The organism is Pseudomonas sp. R1-7, from assembly GCF_051132105.1.
Taxonomy (GTDB): domain Bacteria; phylum Pseudomonadota; class Gammaproteobacteria; order Pseudomonadales; family Pseudomonadaceae; genus Aquipseudomonas.
On record NZ_CP071661.1, the window covers coordinates 2,634,275 to 2,654,135 of the forward strand.

Annotated in this window: 13 protein-coding genes; 1 reads left to right on the forward strand and 12 read right to left on the reverse strand. The window is 62.5% G+C overall.

Translation table 11 applies throughout. From position 1 onward, the window contains the following. Nucleotides 1-68: 68 nt before the first annotated feature. The gene (locus J3P79_RS11930; protein ID WP_434610759.1) at nucleotides 69-1,271 is read right to left on the reverse strand and encodes an NAD(P)/FAD-dependent oxidoreductase; all 1,203 of its coding nucleotides are present in this window, start codon (nucleotides 1,269-1,271) and stop codon (nucleotides 69-71) included. Between the two features lie 234 nt (nucleotides 1,272-1,505). Next, nucleotides 1,506-1,943: an Lrp/AsnC family transcriptional regulator gene (locus J3P79_RS11935; RefSeq protein WP_039591048.1), complete on the reverse strand. Its 438-nt coding sequence runs from the start codon at nucleotides 1,941-1,943 to the stop codon at nucleotides 1,506-1,508. A 134-nt stretch (nucleotides 1,944-2,077) separates the two neighbouring features. Between J3P79_RS11935 and J3P79_RS11940 the strand changes: the two genes are divergently transcribed. Then, nucleotides 2,078-2,971 (forward strand): DMT family transporter, encoded by an 894-nt coding sequence (locus tag J3P79_RS11940; RefSeq protein WP_045155859.1) that lies wholly within the window; start codon nucleotides 2,078-2,080, stop codon nucleotides 2,969-2,971. A gap of 13 nt (nucleotides 2,972-2,984) precedes the next feature. Here J3P79_RS11940 and J3P79_RS11945 read toward each other — a convergent pair whose 3' ends face one another. The 10 genes from J3P79_RS11945 to treZ form a co-directional block, all read right to left on the reverse strand. After that, on the reverse strand, nucleotides 2,985-4,610 hold the full coding sequence (locus J3P79_RS11945) for an NADP-dependent glyceraldehyde-3-phosphate dehydrogenase (protein ID WP_434610762.1): 1,626 nt from the start codon (nucleotides 4,608-4,610) through the stop codon (nucleotides 2,985-2,987). Nucleotides 4,611-4,759: 149 nt separating this feature from the next. After that, nucleotides 4,760-5,662 carry an autotransporter domain-containing protein gene (locus J3P79_RS11950; protein WP_434610763.1) on the reverse strand — a complete coding sequence of 301 codons (903 nt, stop codon included), beginning with the start codon at nucleotides 5,660-5,662 and terminating at the stop codon, nucleotides 4,760-4,762. Nucleotides 5,663-5,953: 291 nt separating this feature from the next. Continuing rightward, nucleotides 5,954-8,410: an autotransporter outer membrane beta-barrel domain-containing protein gene (locus J3P79_RS11955; RefSeq protein WP_434610765.1), complete on the reverse strand. Its 2,457-nt coding sequence runs from the start codon at nucleotides 8,408-8,410 to the stop codon at nucleotides 5,954-5,956. 168 nt (nucleotides 8,411-8,578) lie between these two features. Beyond that, entirely contained in the window at nucleotides 8,579-9,379 is an 801-nt protein-coding gene (locus tag J3P79_RS11960; protein WP_434610767.1) for an endonuclease/exonuclease/phosphatase family protein, read from the reverse strand. Between the two features lie 132 nt (nucleotides 9,380-9,511). Beyond that, nucleotides 9,512-10,276 (reverse strand): PIG-L deacetylase family protein, encoded by a 765-nt coding sequence (locus tag J3P79_RS11965; protein ID WP_434610769.1) that lies wholly within the window; start codon nucleotides 10,274-10,276, stop codon nucleotides 9,512-9,514. Nucleotides 10,277-10,514: 238 nt separating this feature from the next. Next, the gene (gene glgX, locus J3P79_RS11970; protein ID WP_434610771.1) at nucleotides 10,515-12,674 is read right to left on the reverse strand and encodes a glycogen debranching protein GlgX; all 2,160 of its coding nucleotides are present in this window, start codon (nucleotides 12,672-12,674) and stop codon (nucleotides 10,515-10,517) included. A 146-nt stretch (nucleotides 12,675-12,820) separates the two neighbouring features. Beyond that, nucleotides 12,821-13,174 carry a DUF2934 domain-containing protein gene (locus J3P79_RS11975; protein WP_434610773.1) on the reverse strand — a complete coding sequence of 118 codons (354 nt, stop codon included), beginning with the start codon at nucleotides 13,172-13,174 and terminating at the stop codon, nucleotides 12,821-12,823. Nucleotides 13,175-13,194: 20 nt separating this feature from the next. Next, complete coding sequence (locus tag J3P79_RS11980) at nucleotides 13,195-15,981, reverse strand: malto-oligosyltrehalose synthase (RefSeq protein ID WP_434610775.1); 2,787 nt, start codon at nucleotides 15,979-15,981, stop codon at nucleotides 13,195-13,197. Continuing rightward, complete coding sequence (gene malQ / locus J3P79_RS11985) at nucleotides 15,978-18,056, reverse strand: 4-alpha-glucanotransferase (RefSeq protein ID WP_434610777.1); 2,079 nt, start codon at nucleotides 18,054-18,056, stop codon at nucleotides 15,978-15,980. The genes J3P79_RS11980 and malQ overlap by 4 nt, the downstream gene beginning before the upstream one ends. Beyond that, nucleotides 18,053-19,858: a malto-oligosyltrehalose trehalohydrolase gene (gene treZ, locus J3P79_RS11990; RefSeq protein WP_434610778.1), complete on the reverse strand. Its 1,806-nt coding sequence runs from the start codon at nucleotides 19,856-19,858 to the stop codon at nucleotides 18,053-18,055. Before treZ ends, malQ begins: the two co-directional genes overlap by 4 nt. Nucleotides 19,859-19,861 lie beyond the last annotated feature (3 nt).

Genomic DNA, 19,861 nt, shown 5'->3' on the forward strand with positions numbered 1-19,861 from the left:
AAACCTTGGCAGGCGCCTGGGAAAGACCGGCACAGAAGGAGGGACTGGCCGGGGGGTGGGCATGTGAATCAGGCCACCGGGATGGATGGGTCAGCCGCCGCCAGTGCGGTTGCGCGGTCGGCGGCGGGCGGATAGATCCACACCGAGTTGATCTGGTGCTTGAGCTCCTTGGCTTCCTGGCCGACCAACTTCACTTGGCGATCCCACCCTTCGGTGTACACCGCGCCCCAGGCGCCCAGGTCAAGGCACGTCACGTATTTGGGCTGACTGTAGGTCATCGGCGCGACACCAAGCAGGTCGGCGGCCACGTTGTTGCCTGCGTAGCGGCCCAGGGCGATGGCGTGCTGGCAGGACATGGCCGCGTAATTACCCAGGTCATCGGTGGCGGCATAGGCCACGTCGCCGGTGGCGTAGACGTCATCCTGCCCGAGCACCTTCAGGTAGCCGTCGACGTGCAGGCGGCCCTGGCGATCGTGGGTGCCGGGTATTTGCCCGGTCAGGGGGCTGGCGCGGAAACCGACGGTCCAGATGACGGTCCTGGACTCGATCCGCTTGCCGTCCGACAAGGTGACGCCGCCGGCATCCACCGATTCGACCGAGGCATTGAGGATCCATTCGATGCTCAGGTGATCGGACGCTTCGATGATCGACGGGCTGATTCCTTCGCCCAGCGCCGCCCCGATCGTCGGTCCGCGGTCGACCACAATCACGCGAATCTTGGCGTCATGGCCGAGCGCCGCGCGCAAGCGGGCGGGCATTTCGGTGGCAGTCTCGATCCCGGTAAAACCGCCGCCTGCCACTACCACGGTATTGCGAGCGGGGCTGTCAGGCAGGGCTGCAAGGGATTTCAAATGGGCTTCGAGGCGCGAAGCCTGCTCGATCTCATCCACATCGAATGCGTGTTCGAGCATGCCTTCCAGGTCGGGGCGCATCAGCTTGCTGCCCGCGGCCAATACCAGCCGATCGTAGCCCAGGATGGCTTGGCCGCCGATTGCGTCGCGGTAGCCAACTTGCCTGCGGTTGACGTCAATGCTCTCGGCCATGCCTTGGACGAAGTTCACGCCGACCGAGTCGAACAACCCGGCCAAAGGCGCCATCATGGTGTGGACGTCGGGCTCGTAGAATCGCGGGCGGATACGCAACTCGGCCTGGGGCGCAAGGACGCTGATCTGTATGTCATTGCGATCATGTTGGTCGAGCAGGCGGGCCGCGCTGAGTGCGCTCCATACGCCGCCAAAACCGGCGCCGACGATCAAGATGTGCTGTTTCATGATGTGCTCCCGAAGACGAAATCGATACGTTGAATTGTTTGTTTCAGCGTGACCGTGTTGCGACGTACCCAAAAATGCGTGGCCCGATGCAGTCAGTCATCAGGCGCACTCAGCTTCGGCTCGCTGCGGGAAATGGTAGGCGTCGGTACGGGTTGGAACACTTCTACATAAGGTCAGTGGCGGTATGCCTGGGTGTGACGCGGCTATACAAAGGTATGAACGGTGGCGCTCGGTTCACTCCATCGGCGGCAATCGCCGCTTCACCGGCGTCTTCTTGACGATGGCCGTGTTGGTCTCGGCAAGCACGTTCAATTTATCCAGCAGCACATCCAGCTGCTCCATCGACCGCACGTGCAGCCGCGCGATGAAGCAATCCTCGCCCGTCACCTTGTCGCATTCGGTGAACTCACCGATGGCCTGGATTTGCCGCTCCACCTCCTGCAATTGTCCCGGCAACGGACGAATGCGCACGATGGCCTGGAGTTGGTAACCGAAACACTTCGGATCGACCTCGACGGTATAACCCTTGAGCACGCCGCGCTCCTCAAGGCGGCGCAGGCGTTCGGCAACGCTGGGGGACGACAGGCCGCTGAGGTTCGCCAAGGCCTTGAGCGAGCGTCGCGAATCTTCCATCAAGGCGTTGATAAGGATCTGGTCGATGGCGTCGGTCATTTTTTGCTCCGTTAGGCAATTACCCGAAATGGCCTTGATAAAAAAGGCCAGGAGCCAGTCTAGCCTTTTTCAAGCCATGGAGAAGCGACCCGGCGGCTCGGCATACTGTGCTCACTTACTGAAGGAGCCTGAAGATGGACAAGACCCTACGCCGCGGTTCGCTCGAAATGACCGCCGCCATGCTGATTTCCGGAACCATAGGCTGGTTCGTGCTGGTGGCCGGCCTGCCCGTGTTGGATGTGGTGTTCTGGCGTTGCGTATTCGGCGCCGGCACGTTGCTGCTGATTTGCGCCGGTCTCGGGTTCCTGCGCCCAGGTGTGTTGACGCGCACGACGTTCCTGCTGGCGGTACTCAGCGGCGTGGCGATCGTGGGTAACTGGGTGCTGTTGTTCGCTTCCTACTCCCGCGCTTCGATCGCGATCGGCACGGCGGTCTACAATGTCCAGCCGTTCATGTTGGTGGGGCTGGGGGCGTTGTTCCTGGGGGAAAAAATCACCGCGCAAAAACTGTTCTGGCTGGCGGTTTCGTTCCTGGGAATGTTGGCAATCGTCAGCGCCCATGGCGAACAAGGGCAGGGCGGCGAAGACTATCTGGCGGGCATCGCCTTGGCGTTGGGTGCGGCTTTTCTATACGCCATCGCAGCGTTGATCATCAAGCGCCTGAGCGGTACGCCGCCCCACTTGATCGCGCTGGTCCAGGTCAGCACCGGGATATTGTTGTTGGCGCCGTGGGCGAATTTCTCGTCGCTGCCCCAGCAACCCGAGGCGTGGGCCAGCCTGCTGACCCTTGGCATGATCCACACCGGTGTCATGTATGTGCTGCTGTACAGCGCGATCCAACGGTTGCCGACGGCCTTGACCGGCGCGCTGTCCTTTATCTATCCGATCGCGGCGATCTTCGTCGACTGGTTTGCCTTCGGCCATCGCCTCGAACCACTGCAATGGCTGGGTGTGGCGGCGATCCTGCTGGCCGCTGCCGGGATGCAACAGGGCTGGGGCATCAAGTGGCGTCGCCCAGCCCTGTCGTGACCGGCAAGCGTTGTCAGAAGATGTAGTCGGTGGTCAGGAAGTTCGAATCCCGCTCCCGGATGATGTCGCTGATCAGCGCTTTGTTGTTCTCCTGGAACTTGGTCGCCACCAGCGTGCGGATCGAAAAGGTGCGCAGCGCATCGTGGACCGACAGCGTGCCTTCGGCGGAGTTTTTCCGGCCATTGAAAGGGAAGGTGTCGGGGCCGCGTTGGCATTGGGCATTGATGTTGATGCGTCCGACCTGGTTGGCAAAGGTGTCCACCAGCTTGCCGACCTCGGAAGGGTTGGTGCCGAAGATGCTCAACTGCTGGCCGAAGTCGGATTCCAGCACATAGTCGACCACGGTATTGAGGTCGCGGTACGGCACGATAGGCACCACCGGACCGAATTGTTCTTCATGGTAGACCCGCATGGCGGTATTCACCGGGTAGAGCACCGCCGGATAGAAGAACGACGCGCGGGATTCCCCGCCGTGCTGGTTCATGACACCAGCGCCCTTGGCGATGGCATCGGCCACCAGGGAATGCAAGTAATCGACCTTGCCGGCTTCAGGCAACGGCGTCAGCGCCACGCCGTCTTGCCAAGGCATGCCGGGTTTAAGGGCGGCGAGCTTGGCGTTGAACTTCTCGATGAACGCCGGCGCGACGTCTTCATGGACAAACAGGATCTTCAACGCGGTGCACCGTTGTCCATTGAACGACAGCGAACCGGTCAGTGCTTCGCTGACGGCATTATCCAGATCGACCTCTCGCAGTACCAGGCCGGGGTTCTTGGCATCCAGACCGAGGGCGGCACGCAGGCGATGCGGACGCGGATGGAGTTTCTTCAGGTCGCTGGCGGCCTTGTTGGTGCCAATGAAGGCGAATATGTCGATCTTGCCGCTGGCCATCAGTGCGCTGACCGTTTCCCGGCCGCTGCCGTAGATCACATTGATGACGCCCGCCGGGAAGCTGTCGCGAAAGGCTTCCAGCAACGGCCGTATCAGCAGCACGCCGAGCTTGGCGGGCTTGAAGACCACGGTGTTGCCCATGATCAGCGCGGGGATCAGGGTGGTGAAGGTTTCGTTCAGCGGATAGTTGTAGGGGCCCATGCAGAGGGCGACGCCAAGGGGCACGCGGCGGATCTGGCCCAGGGTGTCCTGTTCCAGCTCGAAGCGGCTGGACCGGCGGTCCAGTTCCTTGAGGGCATTGATGGTGTCGACGATGTAGTCGCAGGTACGGTCGAATTCCTTCTGGGAGTCCTTGAGGTTCTTGCCGATTTCCCACATCAGCAGCTTGACCACTGCTTCGCGCTGTTCGCGCATGCGCGCCAGGAAGGCTTCGACGTGGCGGATGCGTTCGGCGACGCGCATCGTCGGCCAGGTGCCCTGACCGCGATCGTAGGCGCGGACGGCAGCGTCGAGCGCGGTCAGCGCCGTCTCCGCGTCCAGCAGCGGCGTGCTGCCGAGAATCACCTGTTCATCACCATTCGGGCCCGCCAGGTAAACCGGGCTGCGCACGGTGGCCAGTGGGCCTTGCCAGGTTCTCAGGACGCCATCGACCAGGTATTCCCGTTGTTCGACGGGGTCACCGAGACGGTAGGCTTCCGGGATATCAGCGGCGCTGGGGAATAAATCGGAAAACAGGTTGGCTGTGGTCATATCGTTACTCCATCAATGAAATGAGCCATGGGCTGACAGTCTGCAGCGCTCTTAGCGTTATACGCCTTAATGGAGGTGATTTCGAAGTGGCAAGGGCTGTGCGGCTGTCCTGCCTGCGCCCTTGCCACGGCGGTTTGTGATGCCGGCGTTTACCAACGCATCCGTACGCCCAGGCTGGCGATGACGCCGTTGAGGTCGTTATCGTCGACGTCACTGCTGTAGTCGGCGCTGACGTACAGGCTGACCACCGGGGTTACCCGGGCAACCAGGCCCAGGCCCACCTCAACGGTCGACGATTTACGGCTGCTGCTGATCTTGTCGACTTTGTCCAGCGTGAGGGTGTCGGCACTCTGGACCGTGTGCCACAGGTTCGTGCGCACGTAGGGTTCGACGCCCAGGCCATTGACCTGGTAGGTCCCCTTGAGCCGGGCGCCGACTCGACCGCTCCAGGTACTCAGCTCGCTGCTGTCGCCATTTTCCCCGTTCGGCGTATCAAGGGTGATGCGTTGGTTGATCAATTGCGCCTGGGGTTCGACCACCCAGTTTTCGCTGATGCCGATGGGAAAGCCGCCTTCGACCGACAGGGTGACGGCGCTGCCCTCGGTGGCATGGCGCTGGCCCTGTTCGTCCAGGCTGAAACCGTTGACCCGACCGCCGCTCGCACTCAGGTCGACGTGCCAGCCCGCTGGGCCGGTCAGGCTCCAGTAGGCCCCCAGGTTGGGACCCTGCAGATTCAACGCTTCCTGGCCGGGCTCGGCGAGGGCCGGCGTTATCAACATCCCGCTGCCGTTGGCGATGATCTGGTTCTGGCCGCCGACCAATCCGACGCGTTGGGTGTGGCCGCTGGTATTTCGCAGGGTAAACAGCGCGGGGCTTTTGCCAGAAGTGGGGTCGTTGCCCGTTTGGTTATCGGTAGGTGTCCGGTCATACCAGGGCGCGGCGAGGGGATCGTCCAGCTCTGCCAGCGCCGGCATCGATGAACACAGCAACAGGGAAGTGGAGACGGTGCAGAAGGTGGTTCTGAGTTCCTGGGAGCGGGAGGAAGTTTTCATGGGGGTCTGCCTTGCAATCGCATGCATTTCTCGCTTGGGGCGTCTCTCCTACCCCGAATGAGGGGCGACCGAATGGGATGAGGCAAACCTCTGGCGGCCCGCGACGGCGGGTTCCAGAGGCCTGCCCCTGACTGTGTTCCGGGGGGTAGTACGGTGTAGTCAAGAAGACCGGAGCGGTCACGTCAAGAAATTGGCCGACAAATGGCAGAGTGAAATCATCCAGCTCTAACTCGATGATTTAACGTAAATAAAAACGACCCATTTTGGACGTCAAATCCTCGGCGTTTCGCCTCACCACTGAATCCGCACACCCATATTCCCCTTCATGCTGCGTTGCTGGCTGCTGTCCAGGTTATTGCTGTAGTCGACGCCCGCATAGGCACTGACCGTAGACGCCAGGCTCACGATGACGCCCACACCCAGGTCCGCTGTTGAGGCGCGTTGCTCGGTCTCGATCCGTTGGGTGTCGTCGAATGTCACCGCATCGGTGCCGGAAAAGGTGTGCCAGATATTGGCCCGCAGATAGGGCTCCAACGGCAAGCCACTGACCTGGTAGCTGCCCTTGAGCCGCGCGCCGAGGCGGCCGGTCCAGGCGCTGTCGGAATCGAAATCGACCTTGGAAATTCCGTCGTCCTGGCTGTCCAGGCTGATCTTCTGATGGATGATCTGGACCTGGGGCTCGAGGACCCAGTCGCGAGCCACGGCAAACGGATAGCCGGCCTCCGCCGACAGGGTCAAGGCATGCCCGCGGTTGTCGATCTTGACCCCGCGCTCGGAGCGGCTATCGCCATTCAAGCGGGTGCCCATGACCACCGCATCGACGTAGCCACCGGAGGGATCGATCAGGGTCCAGTACAAACCGTAGCTGTCGCCGTCGAGTTCGATCTTGCCGGCGCGTCGGCCTTTGAAGCCGAGGTTGAAGCCGTCGACGTCGCCGTTCAGTTCCGTATGGCCGACAAAAAAACCGACTCGCTGGGTCTGCTCGCCCGACGTCGGCGCGGCATAGAGGTCATGGCCGACCTGAAAGCCCTTGATGGAGCCATCGAACCGTGGCGTCACCGTGCCGGCCCAGGTCTGGTCGAGGTCCTTGCCGTAGGCCCGGCCCCACCCAGCGCCGAAGGCACCGGTTCCCGAGAGCAGGCGCTGGTCGCCCTGGCGGTCGTGAAACGTACCCAAGGCCATCAAGGTCAGTTGTGCGGCGGCCGGGGGCAATACCGACCAGGTAGGCACTTCGGGGCGATACAGAGGAATGGGCGCCGCCCCGGGCACCGCAGTCGGCAAGGGCGGTAGCGTCGGGACGGGCGGTGCACCTGGCACCGGAGGCAGCGTCGGGATGGGCGCCGGTACTGGGCCGGCTACCACGGTGGAGCGCAGGTACCAGTTGTCGGCGTTGCCGGCCACGCCGCCCTTGAACAGGCGATAGTCGAACGCGCCGGCCGAAACCGATTGCGCCAGAGAGAAGGCGCTGCTGTCGCTGATGGCGCCGCCCTGGGCCCGGACCAGCTCGATCCCGTCCTGGGTGGTCAGGCCGCCTGCGCCGCCCAGGTTCGTGACGGTTATCGTGGTATTGCCAGTGAGTGTTCCGCCATCGACCACGAGCTTGTCACTGGCGGAGCCGTCTGCGCCCACTGCGGTTTGCAGGCGCAACTGCCCACCGTTACCGACATAGTTGCCCTGTATGGTGAGCGTGTCATCGGTGCGGGCGTTGCCATCGGAGAGGTCAATCACCCCAGCGTTGTTGAGGGTGGTCATCTGGCCTGCGGTAAACGGTGCGATAACGCCTTGAGTCGCCGTGAGTACGCTGCTGCTGTCGATATCAAGCAACCCCGTGCCGGTAGTGCTGTCGCCTAGAACCAGGGTGTCGCCCAGATCCAGGCGCGAGCCCTGCGCGAGCTTGACCGTTTCCCATAAATTGTAACGGGCGCCGGTGCCCGACATGCTGCCCTGGAATGTCAGAACGTCCTGGCCCAGGCCGCCCTCGACACGGGGCGTGGGGGCAAGCCCCGTTTCGGTGAGATTGCTCAGCACTGCGGTGTCGTTGCCATCGCCCATCAGGATGGCCGAGCGAATGATGCCGCCGCTCCATACAAACCTGTCATTGCCGGTACTCGTACGGACTTCACCGCCAATGGTGCCGCCGCTGACGGTAATGCTGTCGTCGCCACCGCTGACGCTGACATTCCCGCCGATGCTCCCGGCAGACAGGATAATCGTGTCCTGGCCAAATCCGGTGACCAGGTTGCCAACGATTTGCCCTCCCGACATGTCGAAGACATTGTCGTCGAGCTTCATGTCGACCCGGCCGATACTGCCGCCGCTCATCCGGGCGATGTCGCCATCTTCGAACGCGTCGACGATGGTGCCGCCGGTCATCAGGAAGTTATCGAGGCCGTCGCCTTGGGAGATGGACAGGATCCGACCACCGTTCATTTCAAACTCGTCGGCTTCCGAACCTTGCTCGACGTCACCGTCAACCACACCGTCGGAGTTGATCTCGATGCGGTCGTTACCGGCATCGAAGACGACGTCGCCCTGGATGAGGCCGTTGCCGGAGACCGTCAGTCCGTTGTTGCCCGACAGATCGGTCAGCCCGGTTGCGCTGGTTCCGCTGTCGCACACGTAAGTATCGTCGCCTGCCGTGGGTGACAACACGCAGGCCGCCATCGTTGATGGGACAGGAAGCAGGAACGGAGCCGTTACCCACAAGACATTGAACAGCTGATTGAAACGCCGATCGCGCCGAATCACGTGCTATCCCTCTGCATGGGCATCCATGGCATGCCGGTTTCAGCATGGGTTGCACGACAGATGGCACACAGGACCCGGCAACGTTCGCTGTATGGGGAAGCACGCTAACAACGAATGAACGGCGTCGCTACTGTCAGATCTTACAGGTCGGCCCGGCCAGGCCAGGGGTCAGAGATGCACTTCCACCGCCAGCGGCAAGTGATCGCTCAAATGTGTCCAGGGCTTGTTGCCGAGGATCTGCGGGGCATGGCTGGTGGCGTTGCGCAGGTAAATCCGGTCCAGGCGCAGCAGCGGGAAGCGGGCAGGGTAGGTCCGGGCAGGACGCCCGTGATGGTGTTCGAAGGCTTCGTGCAGGTACTGGCGACGGGCAAGCGTGACGTTTCCGCGCAATTGCCAGTCGTTGAAGTCTCCCGCGATGATCACGGGCGCGTCTTCGGGAAGCGAGTCGAGCAACTTGCAGAGCAGCTTGAGTTGCAATTGGCGATGGCTCTCCAACAGGCTCAGGTGGACGCAGATCCCATGGACTTCGGCATGGCCCGGTACGTCCAGCACGCAATGCAGCAGTCCGCGCCGTTCAGGGCCTGTAATCGACACGTCGAGGTTGCGAAACTGGCGGATCGGGTATTTGGAAAGCAGCGCGTTGCCATGATGCCCGTCGGGGTACACGGCATTCCGGCCGTAGGCGAAGTCGCTCCACATGCTGTCGGCGAGGAACTCATATTGTGAGGTCTGGGGCCAGTTGTCGTAGCGCATGGCATGTCGATCATGTTCGCCAAGCACTTCCTGGAGGAAAACCAGGTCGGCACCCGTGGCGCGTACCGCTTCGCGCAGCTCCGGCAAGATGAAACGACGGTTGAGGGCGGTGAAGCCCTTATGAGTATTGACCGTGAGGACACGCAGTCGATGAATCGCCGCGGGTGTGTCCTGCGGCACGGGTTCTTCGGCCTGCCAGTGAGAATCGCGAGTCACGTTCACTCCTGAATCAGACGTCTCTGTTCATGCGACTGACGACGGCCGAGGCAGTTCCGAAATTGTTGGTTCATAAGACGCTTCAAGGCCGCATGAAACGATGTGGGAGCGAGCTCCCACAGGAACTGGCGATCAGATAAACACGATTTCGTACGGCATGCCCATGCGATCAAGGATCACCCGCGGCACCAGCGGTGAGATGCCGGTGGTCGGTTCGCTGCTGAGCTGGCTGGCATAGGCGTGCATGGCGTGGCGCTTACGGGCCGTGGTCCAGACGTCCAGGCGCAATTTACGCGCCCGATGCCAGGGGATCCGGTTTTGTTCACGAACCGGCCAATGCCAGGCCCACACCGGCAATTCATTGAACGCCGCGCCGACGGTTTCGGCGGCCAGGGCCCCGGCCCGGCCGACTGTGTCGTGGTCGCTGTCGCCGTCCAGGCGCCAGGTGCTGAACACCACGTCGCCAGGCTTGAGGTAATGGCCTATGAAGGCGGTCAGTTGGGCTTCATGTTCGGCAAGGCCCTTTTCCGGAAAACCCCCGCGTACCCATTGCAGGCCATGGGAAGGCACGCCCAGGCGATGCAAGGCGTCGACGCTTTCCTGGGGATGCGGGCGGAACGTGCGCAGTCGCTCATCGGACCACAACGGCGAGCCCGGGTGGCTGAGGCTACCGTCGGTAACCGAGATCAATAACATCGGTTGGTCCAGGTTGCTCAAGAGCTGGAGCAACCCGCCACAAGCGCCCACCTCGTCGCCAGGGTGCGGGGCAAGGATGACCGCGCGGGCGCCTGCGGGAATGAGTGTCTGGGTGCTGATGATCGGAATGTCGGCCAGTTGCGGAGCGCTGTTCCAGATTTGCGAATGATGTCGGCCTTGCAAGCGAGAGGCGGGTTTCATGAGCTACGTCCTTGTCTTGTCCAATCGTTCAGTCACGCATCGGGCCAACCGCCCAATGCCGCCCCCTTGGGGCCTGACTGTGATTCGCGATGTTCCGAGTCCTGGAATCGACCGCAGGCGAAGTATTGACCATGCCGGCGGATTCGTCGCGGCAGAATGTGTATCTGAACCGGTTTTTTTTGTTCGAGTTGATGCGGGCAGGGCGCGCGTCCTTGCGCTACCCGGTCCTGGACGTGCCTTATTCCTCTTCTTCGCGTTGAAGCTCGAACAGCAGCAGCGAGCGCCCGGTTACGGAGTATTCGGAATCGAAGTCGAAACGCTCCTGGCCGCGCACAGCCGGCTGGTTGGTGTCGACCATGCACGTCCAGAAGCTGCCTTCGGGCACTTCCGGCAAGCTGAAGTTGACGATGTCGTGGTGGGCGTTGACCACCAACAGCAGCGTTGCGTCGCCACCCTTGCGACGGATGCCGGTCTCCTGGGCGCGGCCGTCCATCAGCATGCCCAGGCAACGACCGTGGCTGTCCTGCCATTGCTCGACGGTCATCTCGCTGCCGTCCGGGGCCAGCCAGGTGACGTCCTTGACGCCGATGTCCTCGTTGTAATTGCCCACCAGGAACCGTCCGCGTCGCAGGATCGGATAGGACATGCGCAGCTTTATCAGGCGCCTGACGAATTTGAGCAACGCCTCGCCATCCGCGCTCAGGTCCCAATTGACCCAGCCGATCTCGCTGTCCTGGCAATAGGCATTGTTGTTGCCGTGCTGGGTACGCGCGAACTCATCGCCAGCGACGATCATGGGTGTGCCTTGGGCCAGCAACAGCGTGGCGAAGAAATTGCGCATCTGCCGGTGGCGCAGCGCGTTGATCTCGGGATCATCCGTCGGGCCTTCGACGCCGTGGTTCCAGGACAGGTTGTTGTTGCTGCCGTCCTGGTTGTTCTCGTCGTTGGCTTCGTTGTGCTTGTCGTTGTAAGACACCAAGTCGTGCAAGGTGAAGCCGTCGTGGGCAGTGACGAAGTTCACCGAGGCGTACGGACGTCGGCCACGTTGGTTGAACATCTCGCCCGACGCGGTCATGCGGCTGGCGAAGTCGGCCAGTTGGCCATCGTCGCCTTTCCAGAAGGCGCGCACGGTGTCGCGAAACTTGTCGTTCCATTCGACCCAGCCAGGTGGAAAGCGTCCGACCTGATAGCCACCAGGACCGCAGTCCCAGGGTTCGGCGATCATTTTTACCTGGCGCAGCACCGGATCCTGGCGACAGGCAACGAGGAAACTGTGGCGCTCATCGAAGCCGTCGTGATAGCGGCCCAGAATGGTCGCCAGGTCGAAACGGAAACCGTCCACGTGCATTTCGGTGGCCCAGTAGCGCAAGGAATCGGTGACCATTTGCAAGACGCAGGGGTGACTCAGGTCCAAGGTGTTGCCGGTGCCCGAATCGTTGATGTAGTAGCGTTTGTCGTCGGGCATCAGCCGGTAATACGAGGCGTTGTCGATGCCACGCATGGACAGGGTCGGGCCTTGTTCGTTGCCCTCGGCGGTGTGGTTGTAGACCACGTCGAGGATGACTTCCAGGTTGGCCTCGTGCATATGCGCGACCATTTCCTTGAATTCGGCGATCTTGCCGCTGGCCAGGTAGCGCGGGTCCGGGGCAAAGAAGGCGATGCTGTTGTAGCCCCAGTAGTTGGTCATGCCTTTGTGCAGCAGGTGCTGGTCGTTGACGAATGCGTGGATGGGCAACAATTCCACCGACGACACGCCCAGCTTGCGGATGTGTTCCAGGACATCATCGACCATCAGGCCGGCGAACGTGCCCCGCAGGTTCTCGGGCACCGAGGGATGACGCATGGAGATGCCGCGCACGTGGGTTTCATACAGAATGGTCTTGTCCCATGGCACGCTGACCCGATGATCACGGCCCCAGGTGTGAGCCGGGTCGATGACCTTGGACTTGGGCACGAACGGCGCGCTGTCGCGCTCATCGAAGCTGAGGTCGCCATCGGGATGGCCAATGGTGTAGCCGAACAAGGCCTCCGACCATTTCAACTCACCCACCAACTGCTTGGCGTAGGGATCGATCAGTAATTTGTTGGGGTTGAAACGGTGGCCGTTTTCCGGGTCGTACGGGCCGTAGACGCGGTAGCCGTAGATCAGCCCTGGATGGGCGTCCGGCAGATAGCCGTGGTAGATCTCATCAGTGTATTCGGGCAGTTCGATGCGCTCGAGTTCGACTTCGCCGGTGTCGTCGAAGATACACAGTTCGACCTTGGTGGCGTTGGCTGAGAACAACGCGAAATTGACCCCCAGGCCATCCCAGGTCGCGCCGAGCGGAAACGGCAGCCCTTCACGAATCCGCGATGCCTCGATAACGGGCGGCGGCGTGGTTTTTTTCGGACGGGTCATAGTTGCTCCTGCAAAAGACAGATACGGTGGTGCGCTGCACGCAAGGCTGCGTGCCTTGCGCTTGTGGCGAGAGGAAAAATCCCCACGCCACAAGCAGGCCTCTTCGCTAAAAGAAGCACTCGCTTGAGAACGATGAGTCCGCGGGGTCAGACGGCCGGAGGCTTGCGCGGCGCGCGTGGCTTTTTGGCGCTGGCCTTGTCGGCGGGCGGGACCACTGCGGCGGTGGCCGCCGAAGGCTTGGCCGCGGGCTTGGCCTTGGGCGTGGTGCTCTTGGTGGCAGGCTTGGCCGCAGTGCTCTTGGCGGTCGCCGGCTTGGTGCCGTCGGTCTTGCTGGCCGCGGACTTGCTTGCCGCTTTAGGCGGTTTGCTCGGCGCCAAGGCTTCGGCCTCGGCCAGTTTGCGCGCCATTTCCCAGTGGCGTTTTTCCTGCCCGGCAGGCTTACCCTCCGATTCCCAGATCTGATAGGCAAATTCGCGTATGCGTTTATCGTCGGTACTCATCGCAGTGCTCCTGACTTGACTCAAGGTTCAATAAAGACATTGACCGGGAAATCCCCCAGCGCGGCGCTGACCATCAGCTCCCTTTGGGGTGTGACTGTTGCGCTTGCAAAAAGTCCCTTCAGTTTTACTCCTTCGGCGGCAAACGGTAGCGAGATGCGCGTGTCGCCCCAGTCCGATGCAGCGACCTGGGGCAGGGCACTGTTTTCCAGCAAGCGCGCCGCGTGAATCGGCACCACGACGATTGCGCGCTGTTGCTGGTGCTCGCGCATGAAAGCCAATACGCGCTCGGCGTGCTGCCCCTGTACCGTCAACGGCTGGTAGCTGCCCTGGCGGAACAATTGCGGGTATTCGGACCGCAAGGCCAGCGTCCGCGCGATCAGTGCCTGCTTGACGCGCCCGTCGCGCCAATCGTTGATCAGCGTTGAGGGCAAGCTCTCGGCGTGCATCGCCTCGCGGCGGGCAGCGAAATCCACCGGGCGGCGGTTGTCCGGATCCACCAGGCTGAAGTCCCAGAACTCGTTGCCTTGGTACAGGTCCGGTACCCCCGGCACGGTCATGCGCAGCAAAGTTTGCGCCAGGCTGTTGAGAGCGCCTGCCGGAGCGATGGCCTGGACCGCTTCGGCGATGGCGCTGCGTAACGGCAAGCCCTCGTCGCACAGCAGCAGCCGCTCCAGGAACATTTGTGTCGCATGTTCATAGGCTTCGTTGACGGCGGCCCAACTGCTTTGCAGCTTGGCTTCGCGCAGGGCCTTGCGTTGCCATTGCCACAGGCGTTCAGCGTAGTCGCTCAGGGCCTTCTGGTCCTGCAAGTCGAGGTCCAGGGGCCAACTGCCGAGCAGGGCCTGGTAGAGGATCAACTCATCACCCGTCGATGGCGACGCGGGGTCGCTGTGCAGCGATGGCGATAGGATCCGCCATTGCTCCACACACGTGGTGTACCAGTCCGGGCGTTCGCTGATCACCGCCAGCCGGGCACGGGTGTCTTCGCCGCGCTTGTGGTCGTGGGTGGCGGTGGTGATCAGGTTGTCGGGAAAATGCTTGAGCCGCTCGCTGCATGCATCGTGGAACTCTTGTGCCGGCGCGCTGAACCGTTCGGTGTTGTAGCCCACGTCGTTGCGTGAAAGCAGCACCGCCGAACGATAGAGCGCGGTGTCCTCGACCGCTTTGGCGGCGGCCGGCGAGGTCAGTTGCTGGAAGCGTACGCAGGCATGCCGCAAGCGTTTACGCTGGCTTCCCCTCGGACGTTGGCGCCAAGGCATGCCGCCCAGCCAGTCCGCCAGGCAATCGAGCACCGGCCAGTCGGCCTCGCTGAGGGTTTGCCGGGCGCCTTCAAGGGCTTTGTGGAAAAACACCTCGTCCTCAGCGGAGCGACCCAAAGGGCTGATGTAGGTGCGATACACCGGGAAGTGCACGATCAATTCCTGCAAGGCCCGCCGAATCGCGCCCAGGGTCAAGTCGCGGGTCATCACGTCGTCCCGGGCGACCTGCAGCAGCGCCTGGGCGACGCTCTCGAAATCCCCGGCCAGGGAACCGTTGAGAATCTGCTGGCGGGCCAGGCGAGCCTCTTCGATGAAATGCGCAGGCCGCTCGCTGTTTCTGCTCCAGAATTCGGCGAGACGCTCGGCACCGGCCGGGTCATGCTGCAGCAGCGAAATCTGGTTCATGAACTCGTAACCGGTGCTGCCATCGACGTTCCAGTCGCGGCGCAAGGTTTCGTCATCGCCAAGAATTTTTTCGACGAAAATCGGCAGGTGCCGCGATGGCGAAAGCGAGTCGACGCGACGGCGCAGTTTGCGACAGTAACCGCGAGGATCGGCCAGGCCATCGATGTGATCGATCCGCAGGCCGTCGACCAAGCCTTCGGTGATCAGCTCGAATATTTTCGCGTGGGTTGCCTCGAACACCGCCGGGCGTTCAACCCGCAGGCCACCCAATTCGTTGACATCGAAAAAGCGCCGCCAATTGATGTCGTCCGCCGCCGTGCGCCAGCTGGCAAGGCGATAGCTCTGGCGTTCCAGTAGCTGATGCAGGCGTTCGAAACCTTCGGGTTCCAGCGAATCGTAGCTGCGCAAATTGCTTTCGATCACGCCAAGCATACCTGGCTGGGAAGCCAGCTCCCGCAACGCCTGTTGCAGTGGCCGGGACAGGGAGTGGGCGTCGGTCTGGTAGTTCAGGGTGGTGAAACGCTCGGCCAGCGCCCTGAGCGCGTCGACCTGTTCCTGCGGCAGGTTGTCCGAGGGTTTGAGCAGCTCACCGTACTGCATCGGGCAAATGGGGAAATGGTGTTCATAGTGCTCGACATAGAAGCTGCCTTGATCGGCGTCGAAGCGCAGTTTCAGCGTGCCTTCCTGCAAGGCCACGCCGTAGTCGCTCCCCAGGAAGGGCAACAGCAATTGGCCTTCCATCAGCGGGTCGGGTGAGTGCCACTGGATGTCGAAGAATTCCCCATAGGGGCTCAGGCGTCCCCATTCCAGCAGGTCGAGCCACCAGGGATTGTCGTTGCCGCCAACGGCCATGTGGTTGGACACGATGTCGAGGATCAGGCCCATCCGGTGCTCGCGCAGAGTCGCTACCAGGCGCCTGAGCGCGGCCTCACCACCCAGTTCCGGGTTGACCTGGGTTGGATCGACCACGTCGTAGCCGTGCATGGACCCGGCCCGGGCCTTGAGCAGCGGGGACGCGTAGAGATGGCTGATACCCAGGGAAGCGAAGTACGGCACCTGTGCGATGGCATCGTCCAGGGTAAAGCCTTTGTGAAATTGCAGGCGCAAGGTCGCCCGCAGCGGTTGAATCAATGTCTGGTTCATCGGTCACGCTCGTTCGCCTGAAGTCTCGCGCAGGCGAGTATTTCCAGACGCCGCGCGGCGTCCGGGTCGTCCAGCAGCGCACGGCTCTCAAGCGCCAGGCGCCGCCGCCAGTTGGGGTGGGTGTCGGTGGTGCCAGGGAGGTTGGCCTGCTCATCGATGCCCAGGGCATCTTCCAGCGGCAGCAACACCAGTGGCGCTCGGGTATGGCCCAGGAAACGCACGCTGGCGTCCAGCACCTGGTCGGTTTCGCGGTGCTCCTCGCGGAAATTCTGCGGGTCCTGGTTCAGCGCGTTGCGCAACCCGTCGCGTTCACGCTGGCGATGTCTGCGCCAATCCATTTCGGTGTGGGAGTCGATCAGTTCCAGCCGGGCGTTCCAATCGATGTCATGGCCGTGCCACCAGCCATTGAGCGTTGGCAGATCATGGGTGCTGGTGGTCGCCAGGGCGTTGTCCGGCCAATCGAGGATGGGCTTGAAGTGGGTGTTGTCCTGTTCGAACAGCAGCACGCGCATGCCCAGGATGGAACGGGCAATGAGCTTGTCCCGCAGGCCATCCGGCACCGTGCCGAGGTCCTCGCCCAGTACGATGGCCTGATGACGATGGGACTCCAGGGCCAATAGCCGCAACAAGTCATCGATCGGGTAATAGAGGTAGGCACCATCGGTAGGCGGGGCGTCGTTGGGGATCACCCACAACCGTTGCAAGCCCATGATGTGATCGATGCGCAAGCCGCCCGCGTGAGCGAAGTTGGCCCGCAACATCTCGATGAACGCACGGAAACCGTTGCGAACCAGCCCCTCCGGGGAAAACGCCGAGATGCCCCAGCCTTGGCCCGAGCGATTGAGGATGTCGGGTGGTGCGCCAACCGTCAGGGACGCGAGCAATTCATCCTGCCGACTCCAGGCCTGGCTGCCGCCGCCATCGGCACCCACCGCAAGATCGGCGATCAGGCCGATGCCCATGCCGCTGGATTTGGCCGCGCTCTGGGCGCGCTCCAGGCAACGGGCGATCAACCATTGGCAGAAAGCGTAGAAGGCGATTTCGTCAGCGTTTTCCTCGGCGAAACGGGCAATGGCCGCACTGCGCGGATCGCGCCATTCTTCAGGCCAATGGCGCCAGTCGAGGCTTTCGCCGCGCGCCGTGCGTTCGGCCTGGAGGGCTTCGAAGCGGCAGTGATTCTCCAAGGCCTCGCCGCTGCTGTGGCGAAAGCTGCTGAAGTCTTCGTGCAACGGATGCTCGCCCTGGCTGAAACCGTCATACAGGGCCCGAAGCACCCGTTGCTTGGCTTCGGCGGCGACCGGCCAGTCAATGAGCGGCTGCTCTTCGAGGCTGCGCAATTGGTTGGTCAAGCCGGTGGCATCGATCGCCGTGCGCAGCGCACGTTCGCCGAGGATGGAGCCCGGCGCCGCGTACAAGCTGTTGAGAAACAACCGGCTGGAGGGCGAGTATGGGCTGTAGCGGCCGGTGTCGCTGCTGAACATCGCGTGCATCGGGCTGATCGCCAAGGCATCGGCGCCCCGTTCGCCGGCGACCCGCGCCAGCTCTTCGAGGGCCTGGGTGTCGCCGAACCCGCCATCGCCCGGGCGGCGCAGCGAATACAATTGTGCGCTCAAGCCCCAGGCTCGAGGCGTTGGGTCGTCCACGGCATCCGCCACGCTGTAGCAGCGGGCCGGTGCCACCGCCAGGGTGAAATGCTGGCCCTGGATGCTCACGTGCTGATACCCCACCGGAACAATCCCTGGCAGGGACGCGTCGGCATCGAGTTTCGAGTTCATCGTGGCGCCGTCCTCGAGCTGGATCTCGCAAGGCGTGCCGGGTTCGAAATAACGGCTCAGGTCGACATTGACTCCGACGTCCGCCGTGATCAGCGGCGGCAGGCGGTGGTTCTGTTGATCTTCTTGCAACTGCAGCAGGCTGGCGTCGATTTCCTGGGCGGTACCGGCCGGATGACCCAGGCCGGTGAGGACCGAACGCAGGACCGCCGGCGATACTTTCTGGGCGCGACCGTTGGCGTCGATCCAGTCCACTGCCAGGCCTGCGCGGCCGGCGAGGATTTCCAATTGCGCATCGCTCATAGGCGCTCTCCAGTAAGGGTGGGCAAGGATGCCGCTTGCGTCAGACTGACCAGCGCGCTGTAGGGCGTGAGAACCCCTTGTTGCAACAGACCCATGGCCTGCGGTGGATGTTCGAAAAGAATCTGCGCGTCTTGCGGGGCGCTGTGTTCGACCGGCTGGTCACTGAGGTTCAGGTCAATGCGCAACACACTGCCATCCCCCATTTGCCAGCGTGCGCTGACGGCCCCATGACCCAGCACCTCGGCGCCCAAGGCATGAGCAGCGGGCAGGCGCGGGACGATTTCCTCCCGGCGGATTTTCAGTAACTGGCGATAAAGCGCTTCGCTGGCCAGTTGCTCCGGCTGGTGTGCCTCCAGGCTTGGCCGTGAGGCTTCGAAAGTGCTGGCCGCATTTGGATCAGGGATCCGCTTGCGCTTTTCGGGATCGGCAAAGGCGCTGAACGCCTTGAATTCGTTGCGTCGACCTTCGCGAACCAGCTCTGCGAGCTCGCCGTGGTGGCTGGTGAAGAACAGGAACGGTTGTTCGGCGAGCACTTCATCGCCCATGAACATCAGCGGAATCATCGGCGACAACAGCAAAAGGGCCGTCGCCGCTTGCAAAGCCTGTGGCGGCGCCAGTTGATGGAGGCGTTCACCGAGGGCGCGGTTGCCGATCTGGTCGTGATTCTGCAGGAACAGCAGCACGAACGCGCTCGGCGGAAGGTGGCCGCTGGGCTCGCCACGGGACTCGCCATGGCGGTTGGTATGGCCCTGGAACACGAAGCCCTGGCTCAGGCAGCGGGCGAGTTTTTCCGTCGTTTGCTCGGCATAGTCGGCGTAGTAGGCGTCGGTTTCGCCGGTCAGCAACACGTGCAGGGCATTGTGTCCATCGTCGTTCCACTGGGCGTCGTAGCCTTGCTCCAGGAGGCTGGCCTGGTTGTGTTCGTTCTCGACGGTCAACCAGACATACCGCGTCGGGTCCACCTGTTGACGCACCCTGGCGGCCAACTCCTGGAGGAAGTCCGGATCCTCGATGGCGTGCACGGCATCCAGGCGCAGGCCGTCGAAACGGTATTCCAACAGCCACATCAGGGCATTATCGATGAAGAAGTCGCGGACCTCGCGGCGACGGAAATCTATCGCCGCGCCCCAGGGCGTGTGCTTGTCCTCGCGAAAGAAGCTTTTGGCGTAGCGGTGCAGGTAATTGCCATCGGGACCGAAATGGTTGTAGACCACGTCCACGATGACCGCGAGGCCGTGGCCGTGGGCGCTGTCGATCAAATGCTTGAGCTGGTCCGGCGTGCCATAGGAAGCCTGGGGAGCGTAGGGCAGTACGCCGTCGTAACCCCAGTTGCGATCTCCCGGAAACTGCGACAGTGGCATCAGTTCAATGGCGGTGACGCCAAGCCCGGCCAGGCGCGCCAGTTGCTGTTCGACACCTTCGAAACCGCCGAGGGCGCCGACGTGCAGTTCATAGATGACCGCATCGTACCAGGGGCGCCCGCACCAACTGGTGTGGCGCCATTGATAAGCGTGGGGGTCGACCACCACGCTGTGGCGGTCAATATCACCGTCCTGGGAGCGGGAGGCCGGATCAGGCACTTCCAGTTCGCCGTCGATGTTGTAGCGGTAGCGAGTGCCGGCGGGGCAACGGGCCTGGATCATGAACCAGCCATTGGCCTGGGGCAGCATCGGTATGGATTCTCCAGTGTCGAGTTCGACACTGACGTAAAAGGCATCAGGGGCCCACAGGGCGAAACGGGTGTGCTCGGGATCAAGCAGGACCGCGCCGTGGGTCCGGTTTTCAGGCGTCCTTGACGGCATCGG

Bases quoted from the DNA above. Each gene is read 5' to 3' on its own strand.
- J3P79_RS11980 (WP_434610775.1), bottom strand. From the start codon at position 15,981: ATGAACCAGACATTGATTCAACCGCTGCGGGCGACCTTGCGCCTGCAA.
- J3P79_RS11940 (WP_045155859.1), top strand. From the start codon at position 2,078: ATGGACAAGACCCTACGCCGCGGTTCGCTCGAAATGACCGCCGCCATG.
- J3P79_RS11965 (WP_434610769.1), bottom strand. From the start codon at position 10,276: ATGAAACCCGCCTCTCGCTTGCAAGGCCGACATCATTCGCAAATCTGG.
- J3P79_RS11930 (WP_434610759.1), bottom strand. From the start codon at position 1,271: ATGAAACAGCACATCTTGATCGTCGGCGCCGGTTTTGGCGGCGTATGG.
- J3P79_RS11935 (WP_039591048.1), bottom strand. From the start codon at position 1,943: ATGACCGACGCCATCGACCAGATCCTTATCAACGCCTTGATGGAAGAT.
- malQ (WP_434610777.1), bottom strand. From the start codon at position 18,056: ATGAGCGATGCGCAATTGGAAATCCTCGCCGGCCGCGCAGGCCTGGCA.
- glgX (WP_434610771.1), bottom strand. From the start codon at position 12,674: ATGACCCGTCCGAAAAAAACCACGCCGCCGCCCGTTATCGAGGCATCG.
- J3P79_RS11975 (WP_434610773.1), bottom strand. From the start codon at position 13,174: ATGAGTACCGACGATAAACGCATACGCGAATTTGCCTATCAGATCTGG.
- J3P79_RS11945 (WP_434610762.1), bottom strand. From the start codon at position 4,610: ATGACCACAGCCAACCTGTTTTCCGATTTATTCCCCAGCGCCGCTGAT.
- J3P79_RS11950 (WP_434610763.1), bottom strand. From the start codon at position 5,662: ATGAAAACTTCCTCCCGCTCCCAGGAACTCAGAACCACCTTCTGCACC.
- treZ (WP_434610778.1), bottom strand. From the start codon at position 19,858: ATGCCGTCAAGGACGCCTGAAAACCGGACCCACGGCGCGGTCCTGCTT.